16 protein-coding genes are annotated in these 17,822 nt (G+C 71.2%); 12 read left to right on the top strand and 4 right to left on the bottom strand.

All coding sequences use genetic code 11. The annotated features are described in order from the left end of the window. Nucleotides 1-140: 140 nt before the first annotated feature. A complete protein-coding gene (locus IE153_RS27650) occupies nucleotides 141-362 on the bottom strand; it encodes a hypothetical protein (protein WP_308432213.1) in 222 nt (73 codons plus the stop codon). Between the two features lie 616 nt (nucleotides 363-978). Between IE153_RS27650 and IE153_RS27645 the strand changes: the two genes are divergently transcribed. From IE153_RS27645 to IE153_RS27635, 3 genes are all read left to right on the top strand, one after another. After that, the gene (locus IE153_RS27645) at nucleotides 979-1,491 is read left to right on the top strand and encodes a GntR family transcriptional regulator (RefSeq protein WP_435811811.1); all 513 of its coding nucleotides are present in this window, start codon (nucleotides 979-981) and stop codon (nucleotides 1,489-1,491) included. Continuing rightward, nucleotides 1,488-2,270, top strand: a complete 783-nt coding sequence (locus IE153_RS27640; RefSeq protein WP_189592499.1) for a GntR family transcriptional regulator — start codon at nucleotides 1,488-1,490, stop codon at nucleotides 2,268-2,270. The genes IE153_RS27645 and IE153_RS27640 overlap by 4 nt, the downstream gene beginning before the upstream one ends. Nucleotides 2,271-2,362: 92 nt before the next feature. Continuing rightward, entirely contained in the window at nucleotides 2,363-2,797 is a 435-nt protein-coding gene (locus IE153_RS27635; protein ID WP_189592498.1) for a hypothetical protein, read from the top strand. An 86-nt stretch (nucleotides 2,798-2,883) separates the two neighbouring features. Here IE153_RS27635 and IE153_RS27630 read toward each other — a convergent pair whose 3' ends face one another. After that, complete coding sequence (locus IE153_RS27630; protein ID WP_229829199.1) at nucleotides 2,884-3,807, bottom strand: SCO4651 family lipoprotein; 924 nt, start codon at nucleotides 3,805-3,807, stop codon at nucleotides 2,884-2,886. After that, nucleotides 3,807-5,138, bottom strand: a complete 1,332-nt coding sequence (locus tag IE153_RS27625) for a hypothetical protein (protein WP_229829198.1) — start codon at nucleotides 5,136-5,138, stop codon at nucleotides 3,807-3,809. Before IE153_RS27625 ends, IE153_RS27630 begins: the two co-directional genes overlap by 1 nt. 585 nt (nucleotides 5,139-5,723) lie before the next feature. Here IE153_RS27625 and IE153_RS27620 point away from each other — a divergent pair. From IE153_RS27620 to IE153_RS27580, 9 genes are all read left to right on the top strand, one after another. Next, on the top strand, nucleotides 5,724-6,989 hold the full coding sequence (locus tag IE153_RS27620; RefSeq protein ID WP_189592497.1) for a nucleotide sugar dehydrogenase: 1,266 nt from the start codon (nucleotides 5,724-5,726) through the stop codon (nucleotides 6,987-6,989). A gap of 49 nt (nucleotides 6,990-7,038) precedes the next feature. Then, nucleotides 7,039-7,212 carry a ComC/BlpC family peptide pheromone/bacteriocin gene (locus tag IE153_RS27615; RefSeq protein WP_107063075.1) on the top strand — a complete coding sequence of 58 codons (174 nt, stop codon included), beginning with the start codon at nucleotides 7,039-7,041 and terminating at the stop codon, nucleotides 7,210-7,212. Then, on the top strand, nucleotides 7,209-8,552 hold the full coding sequence (locus tag IE153_RS27610; RefSeq protein WP_189592496.1) for a glycosyltransferase family 2 protein: 1,344 nt from the start codon (nucleotides 7,209-7,211) through the stop codon (nucleotides 8,550-8,552). Before IE153_RS27615 ends, IE153_RS27610 begins: the two co-directional genes overlap by 4 nt. 566 nt (nucleotides 8,553-9,118) lie before the next feature. Further along, complete coding sequence (locus IE153_RS42910) at nucleotides 9,119-9,637, top strand: hypothetical protein (RefSeq protein ID WP_438817937.1); 519 nt, start codon at nucleotides 9,119-9,121, stop codon at nucleotides 9,635-9,637. A 630-nt stretch (nucleotides 9,638-10,267) separates the two neighbouring features. Next, complete coding sequence (locus tag IE153_RS27600) at nucleotides 10,268-11,683, top strand: FG-GAP repeat protein (protein ID WP_189592495.1); 1,416 nt, start codon at nucleotides 10,268-10,270, stop codon at nucleotides 11,681-11,683. Nucleotides 11,684-11,742: 59 nt separating this feature from the next. After that, the gene (locus IE153_RS27595; RefSeq protein ID WP_189592494.1) at nucleotides 11,743-13,167 is read left to right on the top strand and encodes an FG-GAP-like repeat-containing protein; all 1,425 of its coding nucleotides are present in this window, start codon (nucleotides 11,743-11,745) and stop codon (nucleotides 13,165-13,167) included. 55 nt (nucleotides 13,168-13,222) lie between these two features. Next, nucleotides 13,223-14,668, top strand: coding sequence for an FG-GAP-like repeat-containing protein (locus IE153_RS27590; protein ID WP_189592493.1), 1,446 nt, complete (start codon nucleotides 13,223-13,225; stop codon nucleotides 14,666-14,668). Nucleotides 14,669-14,685: 17 nt separating this feature from the next. Continuing rightward, on the top strand, nucleotides 14,686-16,038 hold the full coding sequence (locus IE153_RS27585) for an FG-GAP and VCBS repeat-containing protein (protein WP_189592492.1): 1,353 nt from the start codon (nucleotides 14,686-14,688) through the stop codon (nucleotides 16,036-16,038). 202 nt (nucleotides 16,039-16,240) lie between these two features. Beyond that, on the top strand, nucleotides 16,241-17,251 hold the full coding sequence (locus IE153_RS27580; protein WP_189592491.1) for a Yip1 family protein: 1,011 nt from the start codon (nucleotides 16,241-16,243) through the stop codon (nucleotides 17,249-17,251). A gap of 66 nt (nucleotides 17,252-17,317) precedes the next feature. Here the strand turns inward: IE153_RS27580 and IE153_RS27575 are convergent, their stop codons facing one another. Continuing rightward, nucleotides 17,318-17,815, bottom strand: coding sequence for a phosphoribosyltransferase (locus IE153_RS27575; protein ID WP_189592490.1), 498 nt, complete (start codon nucleotides 17,813-17,815; stop codon nucleotides 17,318-17,320). Nucleotides 17,816-17,822 lie beyond the last annotated feature (7 nt).

Here is a 17,822-nt window from a genome sequence, read left to right as displayed (position 1 = left end):
GCGGCGCTGAAGCGGGATGCCGAAGGCAAAGGGCAATGGCAGGTCGCGGGTCTGGAGGCAACGGGCGTGCAGGTCCTGATAGCCGGGGCGGACGGCGAGGGTGCACTCGGGGGACGCGGACGGCTGGTCTGCCGCGGCGGTCATGAGGAGGACCGCTCCGAAAGCCCGTCACCGGACATCCGCCCCCTCCGCCCCCGGCTCTCGGCAACACGGAGAATGTCGCGCAGCGCCTCGGTCAGACGCTCTGCGAGGAATCGGACCTGTGTCTCGGTGGCGGTCGGGAGCATGTCGTCCGCATGCGCGAACAGTTGACTGCCCATGTCGAGCTGGATCTCCTCCTCGATGTCGGCTCTGCGGGACACGGGCCCCCCGTCGTCATCCGTGATCACAAAACACGGCTTGGCTTCGGGGCTGGTCCAGGGCAGCAGGCGGAGGGTGCGGCGGGGGTATGACCTCATCAGGCTGCCTCCACGCCATGGGGCCAGTACGGCCCGGCTACAGGCAACTCCATCGTGGCCGAACCCAGTTCGTGGTTCTGCTGTCGCGCTTGCCGCTGCTCGTGAACGACGAGGTACGGGCGTACGGCCCGGGTGGAGGTTCCATCGATGAGGGTGTCGGCGCGGTAGGGCTGCGGTGGATGGGCAGAGGGAGGGGCTGTTGCGACGGAACGCCGGTCAGGAGGTGCGTCTCGCGTAACGCGCGTCGGCATGCCCGGCGGGGCTTGGGCGTGAGGCCCGCCCAGGCGACGAGACGACGAAGCAGGTCGGTCATGTCATCGGTTCCGAATCATTCGACGGATGGCCGGAGTTACAACATCCGTAACCTTATTGCTTTTCTCGAAATGCAGCGAGGTTGGCAGGCGAGTCGCCCACCCCGAACCCCTGGCCACCGAGTCGCTTACCGTGTAAAGCGGCAAGGTCGGTGGCATGCCAGTCACGGGAGGACGTCGTGAGCAGGAGCAGGTGGACCAGCACGTCGATGCCGTACCTGACGCCGCGCGCGCAGGGACAGGGTGATGCCTGGAGTGCGGATGTGGCCGCCCAAGGGCGAAGTGGGTCTCAACGCATCGTCCATGCGGGGGAGGTCCATGCGCCGGCTGAGGTTGCACGGCTGTTCGGGGTTGCCGACGGGGAACCGGTCGTCGTACGACGTCGCCTGATCCTCCTGGACGACGAGCCGAACGAGCTGACCGACACCTACTACCCCGTCGCCATCGCCCGGGGCACCCCGCTCGCCGGAACGGCGAAGATCCGTGGTGGAGCCGTCACCCTCCTCGCCGAACTGGGTCATGTCGGTGCGCTGGTCAGGGAGGACGTAACAGCCGCCCTGCCCGAGGAAGCAGAGCAACAGGCCTTGCGACTCGGGCCGACGGAACCGGTCCTGCGCCTCACCAGACTCACCCTGGACTGCGACGAACGGCCGATTCAGGTCGACCGTATGGTCATGCCCGCCCAACGCCAGCAGTTGCGTTACGAGATCAGAATCGGATGACCGCAGTGCCCAAGGCCGAACCAGAAGCCCACGATCGCCGCTCGCTGCACGAACGGATCGCGGCGGACCTGCGCCACGACATCATGAGCGGCGAGTTGTCGCCGGGCGCGAACCTGCCCTCCACCGCTCAACTCCGCACCCGCTTCGACGCCTCGAACGCCACGATCCAGAAGGCGCTCCAACTCCTCAAGGACGAGCGCCTGGTGGTCGGACGAGCAGGGGCGGCGGTGACGGTCCGCGAACACCACCAGCGCACGATACGCCCTGCGGATTCCCTCGCCCCGGCCGCCGCCGACCGGTCTTACCCCTGGCTCACCGAGGCGGCCAAACACGGCACGGACGCCCACATCATGCTCCTCGATGTGAGGGAGACGGTCCCACCCGCTGATATTCGCAACGCCCTCGCTCTCCCGGCCGGCGGCGTGGCGGTACTCCGCAGCCAGCTCGTACTCATCGACGACGAACCGGCTGAACTCGTGCGGTCGTACTACCCGCCGGCCATCGCCGACGGCACACCGCTGAGGGACCACCGCCGCATCAAAGGCGGGACAGCCACCCTGCTCAGGCAACTGGGCCACACACCCCACCACTGCGTGGACCAGGTATCCGCCCGAGTCCCCACACAGGAACAGTTCGAGGCTCTACGCCTGCCCGGCAGCCTGCCCGTGCTGTGCACGCTTCGGGTTGTCCTCGCTGCCGACGGACGTCCGATCGAAGCGACCTCGATGGTCAAGGCGGGACATCTCTACGAGGTGCTGTACGAGTTCGGACCGGAGTAGGAACCCACTGCCCCACCGCGCCCGGCCTGATCCGGGGGTAATCACGGTGTTGTCGGGACGAGTTCCCCCTCGACCCCCTACCGTCTTGCTCCGTGACAGCGACCATGCGGGGCGTCGACCAGGGGGCTCTCACCGCCACCACCTTCACCACCGTCTTCGTCCTGGTCATGGACGACGGTGAGTACGACCTGCTGAACGGGGTCGTGGGGTTCGTCTGCGCGCTCATCCTGCTGGCCTACTACCGGCCGCTGCCCGCGCAGACGCCGTTCGACGCCCGGACCGGCGCCTGGGCGTTCGGCGCGGTCGCCGGGCTGCACGTGGCCAGCGGTGTCTCGTGGCTGGTCCAGCTCGCCGTCAACGGGGCGGTCGGCAAGGGGGCCCTGGAGCTGAGCGAGGAGTGCCGCGACAAGAGCCAGTGCCTCGGCGACGAGGCCGATCTCTATGTCGTGATCGTCTGGGCCGTCGCTGCCCTGGTGCTGGGCTACAAGCACTACGAGCGTTTTCCGTACTGCCCGCCGTGCGCGTAGGCATCGCCGGCGTTGTCGGCCCGCCAGTGGTCGCCGTGCGAGACGGATGCGCCGGGCCAGGCGACATGGTCCTGACCCGGTGCAGCTCAGTCCCCGGCCGACTGCGCCTTGTCCCCCGGCGCGGCGATGTCGGTGGTGTCTTCGGACGGGGGCGTATCGACGGTCACCGGCTGGTTGACCTCGAGGAAGGTGACGGTCATGTCGAGGGGGTCGCCGTCGATGAATTCGAGCGGCTTGCCCTCGGCGCCGCCCCGTGTGGCACGAGTGTCGCCGCGCATACGGAACTGTCGTGTGCGGTCGCCTTCGTCGATCCACACGTCCATGGTGAGCGTGTCGTCGATACGCAGCGCCACGAACTGATCCAGGCTCTCGATGTGGCGCTCCCGAGCCGCCTTGTTCGAGGCGGCGTCACGGGCCGCGCTGATGCCTCTCCACGTGACCGTTCCCCTGTAGTGAGTGGTCCGGGTGCCGTCGATCGTCTCCGTCCCGATCTTCCGCACGTCCTTGGAGGCGGTCAGGATCCTGGACTGCACGGCCGGATTGCCTTCCAGCTGACTCGGCAGTACGCGGTAGGAGTTGTTGTCCACCGCGCCACGGCCCCATACGGCCGGACGGGCGCTGAACCAGCTCTTGCCGTCCAGCTTGCCGGAGTCGACCGCGCTCCCGCCCGCGTACATCACCTCGTCGACGAACCGGACCTCCAGCCGGCCGTCTTCACCGTGGTCGGCCGTGGTCATCCGCATGCTCATGGCCGAAGGTTCCGTACGCATGGAGGCTTCGGCCTCCAGACGGCCCGTCTGCGGCACGGTCCCGGTGATCCGATAGTGGAGCGAGGTGATGTCCTCGGAGTTCGCCGCGGCCCTCGCCACGGCCGCCCTGGGCGTCGCCTTGGCGGAGCCCTCCTGCGCGGAGTCACTCCCCGAGCCCTCTCCGCAGGCGACTGCTCCCCCGGCGAGCAGCACGGCGGCGCACGTCGCGCTGCTCGTGAGTCTGCGCAGACTCACCGACATCAGCGGGCCACCCGCACGACCGCCGACGTCGCCCCGCGGAACGACTCCGTCTTGTCGAACTGCGCACGGTAGTGACCCCGCCGCCCGTCGGCGAGGTCCGCCGAGAAGGCGTGGCCCTCGCCGGACCAGGTGGCCTGCGCCGTCGCCAGGTCCGTCCAGCGCTTGCCGTCTCGCGAGTACTGGATGTGCACCGGGATGTCCGCGGGCGTCCAGCCGTCGGGGAAGTCCATGGCGCCCTCGACGTGCACGCCACCGTCCTCGGTGCGGGCGGCCGAGAACGAGGTGAAGACGGAGGCGCGCAGGACGGTGATCTCGGCGCTGTTCGCGGAGGCCTCGGCGATGAACGGGTCGTCGCTGTGGGACGCCACGCGGAAGGTGCCGGTCTCCCCCGGGATGTGGGTGAAGGTCGTGGCCTTGCCGTCGGCGCCGGTGGTGAAGTAGCCGACGCTGGCCCAGTGAGTGCCGGAGGATGCCTCGTAGAGGACGCCGCCGCTCTGGCCCTCGAAGGGCACCCAGCCCTGCGGGGTCTCGCGCTCCAGCGTCGCCGTGACGGTGACCTCGTCCCCGTAGTCGATCGTCCTGGCTTCGGACGGGGCCTGGAAGGTCCAGCGCGTGGCCACCTGACGGATGGTGATCGAGGTCGACTCGGACTCGCCGTACAGGACGTACGGGTTGGCGTTGTCGTGCCGGAAGACGGCCTGGACCGGCACCGCGTCGTTCACGGTGACCGTGCCGGAGAAGTGGCCCTGCGCGTCGGTGCGGACGGTGTTCTCCGTCCAGTTGTCCACGTCGAGGTCGACCTGGTGGTCGGCCAGGGGCTTCAGCTCCCGGGTCGCCGGCCAGCGACCCTTCAGGGTGCCGTCGATGCGCACCTGACGGTGGTCGGTGTCGATCTCCGTGCGGTCGGGGTGCACGTCCTCGAACACCGCGGCGACGTAGTAGGCGAGCGTGCCCGCGGAGTTGTCGATGTCGCGGTCGCCGTCGGCGTCCGTCGCCTCGATGCGGACGGTGTAGCTGCCCAGATCGGGAAGGTCGAGGGGCTTCCTCGTGCGCCACACGCCGTTGTCCGCGGTGCCGGAGACGAGGTCGAACGCGTCGTACTCCACGACGGCGACTTCCTGCTGCGTGGCCGCGGAGACGAGATGGGCCCTGATTCCCGTGATGGCGCTGTCGGAGCTGATACCGACCTCCAGGGTGCCGAGATCGCCCGTGGCGCTGTGTGCGTACCGCACATCCGGAGCCTGCGCCTCCGCGGCGTTCGCCGCCGGGGTGCCGGTCACCAGGAACGCCACGACACCGATGGCGGCCGAAGCCGCCCGAGTTCTGAACAAGGTCCCCCCACAGAGATACGTCGAGGCCGTACCCCACGGCCGAACGCCCTTTCTATCGCACGATGTTGACGCGGTCGCGCAACTTTCCACCCATGGACGAGATCCCCCTCCGACCCTCCAATGATCGCCCCGACCTGGGATGACCACGGGTAACCGGTGACAGTGCGAAGCGGTGGTACCGGGGGCGCAAACGGGGGCGCACGATATTCGCGAATGCACTGACCCGACGCCCTCGACGGCGCCACTTTCGCCGCCGACTGTGAAGATCCTGAACGCCTCAGGGTGCCCCCTGGCTGGCAGTTGCCCTGGCAGCAAATCCAACCACAGCCCCCCTCCTCGCACTTCACATCTCGAATCAGTAAAGAGGGTTCCGTTCAGCGAATTATTGTTGAACCATGAAGGTCCACAAATGAGGGGGGTTTGTGAAGATCACCGGTTGCGCTTTGCGCACGGTCGGGCAAGGGGGCCCGGCAGTCCGGTGACGCGGTGATGGTGCCGTCCCCACACCGCTTCTCACGCAGTACCACGCCACGGCCGCCTGCTTCAGGAACAGGCGGGCCGTACTTCAGGGGTGAGGAAAACACCATGCACATATGTGTGCTGGGGCAGGGCTATGTCGGCCTGCCCCTGGCCGTGAGGGCCGCCGAGGCCGGGCACGCCGTCACCGGCTACGAGCCCGACCGGGCGCGTTGCGAGGCGCTGGCCGCCGGGTCGTCGTACGTCGAGGACATCGGCGACGACCGGCTTCGGGCGGTGCTCGACTCGGACGCCTACTACGCGACCTGCGACCCGCAGGACCTCAAGGGGTTCGACATCGCGGTCATCACCGTGCCCACGCCGCTCACCGACCGCGCCCCGGACCTGAGTTGCGTACGGGACGCCGGTCGCGTGCTCGCCGAGTGGATCGAGCCGGGCGCCACCGTCGTGCTCGAGTCGACGACCCACCCCGGCACCACCCGTGACGTGCTCGTCCCACTGCTGGAGGAGGGCTCCGGCCTCGTCGCCGGGCGGGACTTCCACGTCGGGTTCAGCCCCGAGCGCATCGACCCCGGCAACCCCGACTGGCGCCTGGAGAACACGCCGAAGATCGTCGCCGGGCTGACCGAGGGCTGCCTCGAGCGGCTGAAGGGCTTCTACGACACCGTCACCGAGGTCACCGTGCCCGCGTCGGGGCTCGAAGAGGCCGAGCTGGCCAAGGTGTTCGAGAACACCTACCGGCACGTCAACATCGCGCTGGTCAACGAGCTCTCGCGGATGGCCCACACCCTCGGTGTGGACGTCTGGCACACGCTGGAACTGGCCGCGACCAAGCCCTTCGGGTTCACCAAGTTCCTGCCCGGGCCGGGGGTCGGCGGGCACTGCCTGCCCATCGACCCGGTCTACCTCAGCCACCACGTCAAGGCCCGGCACGGCCAGACGTTCCGGCTCATCGAACTGGCCCAGGACATCAACGAGAGCCAGCCGGACTACGTCGTCCGGCGACTCCAGGACGCCCTCAGCCGGCGGTTCCGCCGCAGCGTGCACGGGGCGCGCATCCTCGCCCTCGGCGCCGCGTACAAGCCAGGCACGTCGGATGCCCGTCAGTCGCCGGCCGTCGAAGTCACCGACCGGCTGCGGCAGATGGGGGCGGACGTCACCGTCGTGGACCCCTATCTGCCGGTGGCGGGCGACGGTAGCCGGGAGATCCCCTTCGGGGCGACGGCCGCGGACGTGACCGTCGGCGACTTCGACGCCGTCGTCCTGCTCACCCCGCACGGCGAGTTCGACCTCGACCGGCTCGCCGCCGAGGCCTCCTACGTACTCGACACCCGCGGCGTCATGACCGCCGCATCCCACATCGAACGGCTCTAGAGAGCCACCGGAACGGCTCGCGAGAGCCACTGAAGGAAAGAGGGACGACATGTACGGACAGAACGGTGTGGGCGCCGCGATCGGTACCGCCACGGGCGGGGCCGCCCTGGCCGCGACCGGCGGGACCGCGCTCGGATGGATCGTGCTCGCAGCCATGCTCCTCGTGATCGGCGGTGTCGCGGCGTTCCGCCTGGCGACCCGCGGCAGGCGAGTGACCGCTTGAGCGCGTATCAGGACCGTGCGCCGCGGGTGAGGCTCACCGTGGTGACCGCCGTGGTGGTGGCGGCTCTGGCCGCCGCCACCGTGGTGGTGCACATGCAGTCGAAGAGCCCGATCCTGACGTTCTACTGGTGGCTGGGCATGGCGGTGATCGTGCTCTGCCTGGGGTCGTTCCTGAAGGGCCGGTCCTTCACCCACCTCCCCGTCGCTCCGGGCCGGACGGTGGCGATCATCCCGGCCTTCGAGGAGCCCGCCGAGAACCTGCACCGCACGGTGCGGGCACTGCTGGCGCAGACGCACCCCGTCGACGAGATCCACGTCATCGACGACGGCTCGCGGCAGCACCCCGTCGAACCCTTCGAGCACCCCCGGGTCTTCTGGCACCGGCAGGAGAACAAGGGCAAGCGCGGCGCCCAGGTCACCGTGCTGCGGCACCTCCAGGAGCAGAACAAGCAGTTCGCGTACGTCCTCACCATCGACTCCGACGGCGAGCCCTTCCCGGACGCGCTGGAGCAGCAGCTGCGGGCGATGAGCAACCCGCGGATCCAGGCCACCACCGGCATGATCTACATCCGCAACTTCGAGGAGACCTGGGTCTCCCGGGCCGCGGACATCGACATCGGCACCTCGTGCGTGATGATGCGCTCCTCGCGCTCGATGCTCGGCGCCCTGGAGACCACCTCGGGCGCCCTGGCCCTCTACCGGGCCGAGCTCCTCTACGACCACCTCGACGCCTACGAGGTGGAGTGCGGCACCGGCGACGACCGCTGGCTGGCGCTCAGGGCGCTCATGCGCGGCGAGGTCGTGGCCGTCAACGAGGCCGGGGTCGTCACCGACATGCCGACGACCCTGCGGAAGACCTATCGGCAGCGCCTGCGGTGGGCCCGCTCGTGGTGGTGGATGCTGCCGTTCGTGTACGCGCGGCTGTCGCTGAAGCAGCTCATATCGCCGACGTTCGGGCTGCTCCAGCTCGTCATCACGCCGGTGATGCTGGCGTGGATCGTCGTCATGTCGCTCCTGACGCTGGGCGGGCGGTACCACAACCCCGGCATCGCCCTGGTGTACCTCGCGGTGTACCTGGTCGTGCGCTTCGGCCAGTCCGGGCTCTACGTCCTGATGCGCCCGGACATGACCACCCGCCAGCGCTGGCACTCCTGGCTCGTCGGCACCCCGGCGGCCGTGTTCATGAACATCGTCCTGCTGTGCCCGACGCGGTACTGGGCCCTGTTCAAGCTGCGCGACAACGCGTGGCAGTCGCGGGGGCTGACGGCGAAGACGGCGCTGCCCAAGCCCGTATCGGGAGAGGCGCACGGCGACACGGGCCTCGCCCTGCAACAGCGCTAGTTGCGTTTTGAAGGTTCCATCGGTGTCACGCCTGAGGTCGAACGGCTATCGTCGCGCAACTTGCCCACAATCAGGGGAAGTCGCGGGCGGAATCATGGCCTCCATCACAGCCCACCCGATCTTGGTCTGCTTCTGTTGATCTCGACCACACCAAGTCGCATGCCCACAGCCTCCCGCCTCACAAGGGCGGGAGGTCACGCGTGCGTGCCGGAGCAGGGAGACGTGGCCACCGCCGCCTGCCCGAAGCAGCAGGAGACACGGCACAAGCCACCGCGCCCGGTCGACGCCCGGCCTCTGCCGGACGACCCGCACGTCGTGATCCAGGGCGATCGCGTGCTCCACCTGCGCCACCGGGTCCGCAAGCACTCGTGGCTCGCACCACACCCGATCCGATCAGCCCCGCAAATTGACCGAACTCACGTACAACCCTTACGTCCCGCCGCGGGTCTCTTGATCGCCGAACGCCCGTGAACGCCCGGACAACTCCCGGCGAACACGGACAGTCCGGCCCTCCATCGACTGTGGATGTCCGCCAGGCATCCCCCGCATGCAGCAGGAGACCCCGCATGCAGCAGCACGAGCGCCTCTCCGGGCGCCGGTCCGTACCCGCACTCCCGTCCCGGCGCCCCCGCGTGCGGCTCGCCCTGGCGACCGCCGCGGACGGCACGTACGCCCCGCGGGCCGACTTCAACGGCGACGGCATCGGCGGCGTGGCGTTCTCCGCCTCCGGCGCGTACGTGAGCGGCAAGAAGGACGCCGGCCAGCTCGTCGTGCTGTACGGCTCGGCCTCCGGCATCAACGCCTCGTCCGGCACCCAGTCGTTCGCGCAGAGCACCGCGGGCGTCCCCGGCCCGGACGAGAAGGGCGACTTCCTCGGCACCGACGTGAAGCTCGACGACGTCACCGGCGACGGCCGCGCCGACGTGGTGGCCGGCTCGTACGAGAACGACGGCAACGGCGCGGTCCTCTACCCGCCGTCCAACGGCACGAAGATCACCGCCCCGGGTTCGCGCACCGTCTCCCCCGGCGACTCTGGCGTCTCGACGACGGGCTACCCGAACTTCGGCGCGAACCTCGGCGACTGAGCCGTGCGGAACGGGCCGGGGTGACCCGCGTCGGCGGAGCGGTCCTGCACCGGCGGTCCGTCCGGACCGGCGGAGCCATCCCGGACCGGCGGAGCCATCCCGGACCGGCGGGCGCCGTCCGGACCGGCGGAGCCTCCCGCACCGGCTGGGTGGTCCCACGCCGGCTGGGTTGTCTCACGCCGGCTGGGTTGTCCCACACCGGCGAAGCCCCCCGGGGCGGAGCACCCGCCGATCGCCACCTCACGCCGGCGGAGCACCCCGGGGGCGGCGCCATCCGCCCCGACAGGGCCACCCGCCCGGCGAAGCACCTCGCACCACCCAGCCACCCGCCGGGCGGAGCACCCGCACCACCCAGCCACCCACCGCCCGCGCAGCACCCGCACCACCCAGCCACCCGCCCGGCGGAGCACCCGCACCACCCAGCCACCCGCCCGGCGAAGCACCCGCACCACGCCACCCACCGCCCGCCGCCCAGCACCCACCTCAGCACCCCGCACCACCCCGCACCACCCCAGCCACCCACCGCCCGCGCAGCACCACCCCGCAGCACCCGCACCACCCCAGCCACCCGCACCCCCTCGGGGCCGGCCCCCACGTCCGGCCCGGCCCCTTCCCACCCGGAGTCCCACCTTGCGCAAGCGCACCCTCCTGCTGGCCGCCACGCTCACCACCGGCCTGCTCACCTCCGCCCTGGCCTCCCCCGCCACCGCCGCCCCCTCCGGTCTCGCCGGGGACTTCAACGGCGACGGGTACCGGGACGTCGCGGCCGGCGCCGCGTGCGCCGACGTCGGCTCGGCCTCCTGCGCCGGTGCCGTCGTCGTGCTGTACGGCTCGGCGTCCGGTGTCTCGGCCGCCCGCAGGGCCGTCATCACCCAGAACTCCGCGGGCGTGCCCGGCACCGCCGAGGCCGGCGACCTGTTCGGCTCCGCCCTGGCCGCCGGCGACCTGGACCGGGACGGCTACTCCGACCTCGTCGTCGGCGCGAGCAACGAGAGCATCGGCGACCGGGACGGCGTCGGCTCCGGCACCGTGCTGTGGGGCAGCAAGTCCGGCCTGACCAGCGGCAAGGGCCTGCCCCAGCCGTCGACGCTCTCCGAGTACGGCAACTTCTCCCGGGGCATCGCCACCGGTGACTTCGACGGCGACGGCGACACCGACGTCACGCTCACCGGCCAGACCCACACCCGCATCTACAACGGCCCCTTCACCCGCACCGCCGGCCCGCTGAACAACCTCCGCGTCGGTGAGGTCGGCACCACGTTCGAGGTGATCGCGGGCGACCTCAGCGGCGACGGCGCGGCCGAGCGCGTCTACCCCTTCAACGTGGACGGCGACACCGGCGGCCAGATCAACTACTTCCGCTGGACCGGAATGACGCACAAGATGGCCGAGCTGCCGAACGCCGACGGCTACCCCGGTTCCATCGGCGACATCAACCGCGACGGCTACGGCGACCTCGTCCTCGGCGACCCCACGGACCCGTACGACCTCAAGCCCGGCGGCCACAAGGGCGGCCAGATCACCGTCTGGTACGGCGGCCCGGGCGGCCCCGACCCGGCGCAGCAGCCGACCGTCGTCCACCAGGACACCGCGGGCGTGCCCGGCGCCGCCGAGGCCGAGGACGGCTTCGGCAGCGCGGTGAGCACGGGCGACATCAACGGCGACGGGTACGCCGACGTCGTGGTCTCCGCCCCGGGCGAGGACATCGGCTCGGCGACGGACGCGGGCTCGGTGACCGTGCTGTTCGGCTCCGCCTCGGGCCTGAAGACCGGCAGCGGTGTGAAGTCGTACACCCAGGACACCGCGGGGGTGCCCGGCTCCGCCGAGGCCTCGGACCGTTTCGGTTCCGCGGTCGGCCTGACCGACGTCACCAAGGACGGCAAGGCCGACCTGGTCATCGGCGTCCACGGCGAGAACAACACCGGCGGCCTGTGGACCCTGCGCGGTTCCGCCACCGGCCTGACCACCAGTGGCGCGCAGGGCATCACGAGCAGCGCCGTCTCCCTCAAGGGCAGCGTCGGCCTCGGCTCGACCGTGGCCCAGTGACGCGGCTCGACCGTGGCCCAGTGACACCCCGCCGACTCTCCTGTGAGGCACGTACACCCATGCGCACCCGCATCACCACCGCCGTCCTCGCCGCGGCCCTGACCCCGCTCGCCCTCACCCTCTCCGCCCCGGCCGCGCACGCCGTGCCGGCCGCCGCCCCCTACGACTTCAACGGCGACGGCCGCACCGACCTCGCGATCGGCGCGCCGGGCGCCACGGTCGCCGGGCAGGCGAGGGCCGGCGCCGTGTCGGTGGTCTACGGCAGCACCAGCGGGCCGAAGAGCTCCACGCGCACCCTGCTGACGCAGAACAGCGCCGGCATGCCCGGTGCCGCCGAGGCCGACGACGCCTTCGGCTCCGCGCTCGCCTCCGCCGACCTGAACACCGACGGTTACGCCGACCTGCTGGTCGGCACGCCGGGCGAGGACGGCAGCGACAGCAACGACGGCACGGTCACCATCGTCTGGGGCTCGCCGTCCGGCCTGTCCGGGGCCCGCTCGCTGTTCAGCTTCTTCAGCACCGACTACGACCGGTACGGCCGGACGCTGGCCGCGGGCGACTTCGACGGCGACGGGAACGTGGACGTCGCGGTCGGCTCCACCGGGCCGGTCACCCTCTCCCTCGTGAACGGCCCGATCACCAAGACCAGCGAGCCGAACGGCGGTTCGGGCTCGCGCAACGACTGGTGGTCGTCCTCGAACGGCGTCACCCACCTCTCCGCCGGCGACGTCGCCGGCGACGGCCGCCCCCGCGTGGTCCTGCACGGCCGCACCGCGCACGACGGCGCCGCCGCCACCTCCCTCGCCGACATGAAGATCGGCAACTACGTCGACTGGCTGCAGAAGCTGCCCGCCGGGTTCGTCTCCGCCGTCGGCGACATCGACGGCGACGGGCACGCCGACATCGTCGTGGGCAACGACCGAGAGGCCTCCGCCGACCCCGGGGGCGCCCTCGGCGGCAAGGTCACCGTCGTCTACGGCGGACCCGACGGCCGTGACAGCGGCCGCGCCCCGCTCGTCCTCACCCAGGACACCGCCGGGGTGCCCGGCGCCGCCGAGAAGGGCGACCGGTTCGGCAGCGGCGTCTCGCTCGGCGACGTCAACGGCGACGGGTACGCCGACCTGGCCGTCGGCAGCGCGGGCGAGAACAGCTCCGCCGGTGCCGTCACCGTGCTGTACGGCTCGGCGTCCGGACTGACCACCAAGGGCGCCACCTCGTACACCCAGAACACCGCCGGGGTGCCGGGTACCTCCGAGACGGGCGACCGGTTCGGCGAGCGCGTCACGCTCACCGACCACACCGGCGACCGCCGCGCCGACCTGTCCGTCTCAGCGCCCGGCGAGAACGCCGGAGACGGCGCCGTCTGGTCCCTGCGCGCCACGGCGACCGGCCCGACGACCTCCGGCTCGACGAGCTTCGGCCCGGGCACCACGGGCATCTCGACGGCCGGCACCCCGGGCTACGGCACCGCGCTCAACTCCTGACCACCACCACGTCCGACCCGACAACCCGACGACCGACGACCCGACGGGGATCCCGATGCGCAAGCGCACCATCCTCCTGGCCACGGCCCTCACCACCGGCCTGCTCACGGCCCTGCCCGCGACGACGGCCACCGCCGCACCCGCCGCCGGCCCCACGGCCGACTTCAACGGCGACGGCTACGGCGACGTGGCCTTCGCCGCCCCCTACGCCAAGATCGACGGCAAGGGCATGGCCGGCTACGTCGCCGTGGTCTACGGCGGCGCCACCGGCCTCGACCCGGCCCAGCACACCGTGATCAGCCAGAACACCGCCGGGGTGCCCGGCGCCGCCGAGGCCGAGGACAGCTTCGGCGAGGCGATCGCTCCGGCCGACCTCAACGGCGACGGCTACACCGACCTCGCGGTCGGCTCCCCCGGCGAGGATGTCGGCGACGACGTCGACGGCGGCTCCGTCACCGTCCTGTGGGGCTCCGCGAGCGGCCTGAAGAACGGCACCACGGTGAAGGACCCGGCGGTCTCCGGACACGACCACTGGGGCACCCTGCTGACCGCCGGCGACTTCGACGGCGACGGCAAGCCGGACCTGGCCGCGAGCGCCTACGCGGATCCGTACGTCGTCCGCGGCCCCTTGACCACCACCGGCACCACCGGCGCCGTCCAGCGGGTCGCCCTGCCCGAGACGTCGTACAGCGTCGACGCCATGGCGGCGGGCGACACCAACGACGACGGCCGGTCCGACCTGGCCCTCACCTACCGGGTGCGCCTGAACGAGGACGAGTCGGGCAGCTGGTCCAAGGGCGCCGCCTACCTCGGCACCGCCACCGGCCTGGACACCTCGCTCCCCCGCCCCCTGAACGGCGGCACGTCGATCGCCGTCGGTGACATCGACGGCGACGGCTACGACGAGATCGCCCTCGGCAACGTCTTCTCGAAGGAGGACGACCACAGCGGTTCGCTCGGCGGCCGGGTCGTCGTCATCCGCGGCTCGGAGGGCGGCCCGGTCAACGGCGACGCGCCCATGGCCGAGCTCACCCAGAACTCCGAGGGCGTCCCCGGCGCCGACGAGGCGGGCGACGGCTTCGGCAGCGCCCTCTCCATCGGCGACACCGACGCCGACGGCTACGGCGACCTCGCCATCGGCGTCGTCTTCGAGGACGTCGGCACCTTCGAGGACACCGGCGCCACGATCCTCATGAACGGCTCCGCCTCCGGTGTCTCGCGCACCGGCGCCCGCACCGTCACCCAGGACACCGCCGGCGTCCCGGGCTCCGCCGAGGCCACCGACTACTTCGGCTCCGACGTCCTGCTGGCCGACGTCAGCAAGGACGGCCACGCCGACTTCACCGTCACGGCCGGTTTCGAGGACGAGGGCATCGGCGCGATCACCGCCCTGCGCGGCTCCGCCTCCGGCCCCGTCACCGGCGGCGCCCGCACCTTCGGCCCCGGCAGCCTCGGCCAGACCCGCTCCTACGGCGCGTTCGGCGCCGGCCTCATCGGCTGACGAACCAGGAGATCCCCATGCGCAGATCCACCACGACCGCCCTGGTCGCCGCCCTGCTGGCGACCGGCGTCACCCCCGTGTTCCTCACCGGCCCCGCCGCCGCTGCCGTCGCCAAGCACTACGACGACTTCAACGGCGACGGCCGTCGCGACCTCGCCTACGGCGGCTACAACGACGTCGACCGCGAGGGCGGCACGATCACCGTCGTGTACGGCACCACCACCGGCCTCGACACCGCCCACCCGAAGTACCTCCACCAGGACAGCGCGGGCGTGCCCGGCTCCGGCGAGGAGGACGACCAGTTCGGCGCGTCCCTCGCGAGCGCGGACCTCAACAAGGACGGCTACGCGGACCTCGTCGTCGGCAACCCCACCGAACACGTGGGCAGCGACGACTACCGCGGCACCGTCACCGTCCTGTGGGGCTCGAAGTCCGGCCTGTCCGGCGGCACCACCATCGCCCCCGTCGGCGGCGCGGTCGGCCACTTCGGCCGCGACCTGGCGACCGGCGACTTCACCGGCGACGGCTCCCCCGACCTGGCCGTGATCGGCGGCGAGGAGGCGTGGCTGTACCGCGGCCCCTTCACCAAGTCGGGCACCACCGGCAAGGTCAGCAAGATCGACAAGGGGTCCGGCGGCTGGTACTCCTCCGCCCTCTCGGCCGGAAAGGTCGACGGCGACGGCAAGACGGACCTGGTCGTGATCGGCACGGAGATCAACGGCAGCCAGATCCGCGAGCGCGCCTGGTACCTCAAGGGCACCTCCTCCGGCCTCGCCTCGGGCACCTCCAAGACGCTCAGCGACCGGCAGCAGGGCCTCTACCCGAGCCCGGTGATCGGCGACTTCGACAAGAACGGCTACGGCGACATCGCCCTCGGCGTGCCCGACAAGGACAACGGCAAGGGCGCGGTCACGATCTGGCGCGGCACGTCGTCCGGCCCCGGCACGTCGGTCACCCTCACCCAGGCCACCTCCGGCGTCTCCGGCAGCCCCGAGGCCGACGACAACTTCGGCTACGCGATCTCGGCCGCCGACACCAACGGCGACGGCTACGCGGACCTCGCGGTGGGCGTCCCGCACGAGGACGTCGACGGCGACGAGGACCAGGGCGGCGTCCACGTCTTCCGCGGCGGCTCCGGCGGCCTGAGCGGCGCGCGTTCCTCGTGGATCGCCCAGACGGTGCTCGGCCCGGCCGACTCCCACGCCGCCTTCGGCTACACGCTGCGCCTGCGCGACCTGACCGCCGACGGCCGGGCGGACCTCGCCGTGGGCGCGGCGGGCGGCGCGCTGCTCATGCGCGGCACGAGCACGGTCCCGACGAAGACCGGCGCGATCGGCCTGCCGGAGCTGGGCGGCGCCTTCGCCGACTGACCGGACCCGCACGGACCGGCCCGCGGCGGTGTGTCACGGGCCGGCCCCTCCCGCCGCGTGCCGGCCCTTCCCAGCCGGTTGTGGCTCCTCCCGGCTCCTCCCGGACCGGGCCGGGGCAGGGCCTGGGACATGACCCGGCACATGGCCCGTACGGCCGAACCCTGACACCCCACGGACACCCAAAGCCCCTTCCCCTTAAGGGATGTCACAGCTCGGCCGCAAAGCCGGGCCCGAAAGCCTGCGCCCGGCACGCCACCGCCGGGGACCAGGTACGTTCGAAGACGTGGCTGGATTCAGGATCGGACGCGGCCGGAACAACGGCGCTCCTCAGACGCGACCGCACAACCCTCCGTACGGGCAGCAGACGCCGCAGGGACCGCCGTACGGCTCCCCGCCGGCGCCGCAGCCGTACCCGCAGCAGCAGCCGTACGGCAACGGCGGCGGCCCCTCGTGGCCGCAGCCCAACGCCGGGCACGGCGGCGGCTACGGCGGCCAGGGCGAGCCGGAGTACTTCGGCGACGGCGCGTACCCGCCCGGCCCGCAGGGTCCGCACGACCCGTACGCGGCGAACAACCCGGGCCACACCCAGGCCTTCTCGGTCGGCGAGGACCCCTACACGCAGGGCGATACCTACCGCGCCGGCGCGGCGGCCCCGGCGCCCGGCCCGGTCGGCCCGCGCCTGCACTGGAAGCAGCTGCTCCGGGGGATCGTCCTCGCCCCCAACCAGACCTTCCTCCAGATGCGGGACTACTCGATGTGGGGCCCGGCCCTCGTCGTCACGTTCCTCTACGGCCTGCTCGCCGTCTTCGGCTTCGACGGCGCCCGCAAGGATGCGATAAACGCCACACTGTCGAACGCGGTGCCGATCGTCCTGACGACGGCCGTCGCGATGGTGCTGAGCGCGTTCGTCCTGGGCGTGGTCACCCACACGCTGGCCCGCCAGCTCGGCGGCGACGGCGCCTGGCAGCCCACGGTCGGCCTGTCCATGCTGATCATGTCCCTCACGGACGCGCCCCGCCTGGTCTTCGCGATGTTCGCGGGCGGCGACGCGACGTTCGTCCAGCTGCTGGGCTGGGCCACCTGGATCGCGGGCGGCGCCCTGCTGACGCTCATGGTCAGCCGCTCCCACGACCTGCCCTGGCCGAAGGCGCTGGGAGCGTCGGCGATCCAGCTGATCGCACTGCTGTCGATCGTGAAGCTGGGCACGGTCTGATCTTTCACCGGGCACGAGAGAGGGGCTCCCCGTGGGGAGCCCCTCTTACTGTCTGTGATCCGCTGGTCAGGCGTCGAGCACCTGGCCGGCCCTCCGCACCACGGGCGGTTCGACACTCCACGGGAAGTTGATCCAGTCGTCGGTGCGCTTCCACACGTACTCGCACTTCACGAGCGACTGGGACTTCTCGTAGACGACGGCGCTGCGCACCTCGGCGACGGTGTCGAGGCAGAAGTCGCGCACCAGCTTGAGCGTCTTGCCGGTGTCGGCGACGTCGTCGGTGATCAGCACCTTCTTCTGCGAGAAGTCGATCACGTTGGGGACCGGCGCGAGCATGACGGGCATCTCGAGGGTCGTCCCCACCCCCGTGTAGAACTCCACGTTCACCAGGTGGATGTTCTTGCAGTCGAGGGCGTAGGCGAGCCCGCCGGCCACGAAGACACCGCCGCGGGCGATGCTGAGGACTATGTCGGGCTCGTAGCCGTCGTCGGCGATGGCCTGCGCGAGCTCGCGCACGGCGACGCCGAACTTCTCGTAGGTCAGGTTTTCCCGCACTGCGCTCATGCTGACG

The organism is Streptomyces massasporeus, assembly GCF_014648995.1.
In the GTDB taxonomy this organism is placed as follows: Bacteria; Actinomycetota; Actinomycetes; order Streptomycetales; family Streptomycetaceae; genus Streptomyces; species Streptomyces massasporeus.
This window is presented reverse-complemented; position numbering and strand designations above follow the sequence as displayed.

What these genes read in the sequence shown, in the direction of transcription:
- IE153_RS27645 (WP_435811811.1), top strand. Translation starts at nt 979, where the DNA reads ATGCCGTACCTGACGCCGCGCGCGCAGGGACAGGGTGATGCCTGGAGT.
- IE153_RS27640 (WP_189592499.1), top strand. Translation starts at nt 1,488, where the DNA reads ATGACCGCAGTGCCCAAGGCCGAACCAGAAGCCCACGATCGCCGCTCG.
- IE153_RS27630 (WP_229829199.1), bottom strand. Translation starts at nt 3,807, where the DNA reads ATGTCGGTGAGTCTGCGCAGACTCACGAGCAGCGCGACGTGCGCCGCC.
- IE153_RS27620 (WP_189592497.1), top strand. Translation starts at nt 5,724, where the DNA reads ATGCACATATGTGTGCTGGGGCAGGGCTATGTCGGCCTGCCCCTGGCC.
- IE153_RS27615 (WP_107063075.1), top strand. Translation starts at nt 7,039, where the DNA reads ATGTACGGACAGAACGGTGTGGGCGCCGCGATCGGTACCGCCACGGGC.
- IE153_RS42910 (WP_438817937.1), top strand. Translation starts at nt 9,119, where the DNA reads ATGCAGCAGCACGAGCGCCTCTCCGGGCGCCGGTCCGTACCCGCACTC.
- IE153_RS27595 (WP_189592494.1), top strand. Translation starts at nt 11,743, where the DNA reads ATGCGCACCCGCATCACCACCGCCGTCCTCGCCGCGGCCCTGACCCCG.
- IE153_RS27590 (WP_189592493.1), top strand. Translation starts at nt 13,223, where the DNA reads ATGCGCAAGCGCACCATCCTCCTGGCCACGGCCCTCACCACCGGCCTG.
- IE153_RS27585 (WP_189592492.1), top strand. Translation starts at nt 14,686, where the DNA reads ATGCGCAGATCCACCACGACCGCCCTGGTCGCCGCCCTGCTGGCGACC.
- IE153_RS27580 (WP_189592491.1), top strand. Translation starts at nt 16,241, where the DNA reads ATGTCACAGCTCGGCCGCAAAGCCGGGCCCGAAAGCCTGCGCCCGGCA.
- IE153_RS27575 (WP_189592490.1), bottom strand. Translation starts at nt 17,815, where the DNA reads ATGAGCGCAGTGCGGGAAAACCTGACCTACGAGAAGTTCGGCGTCGCC.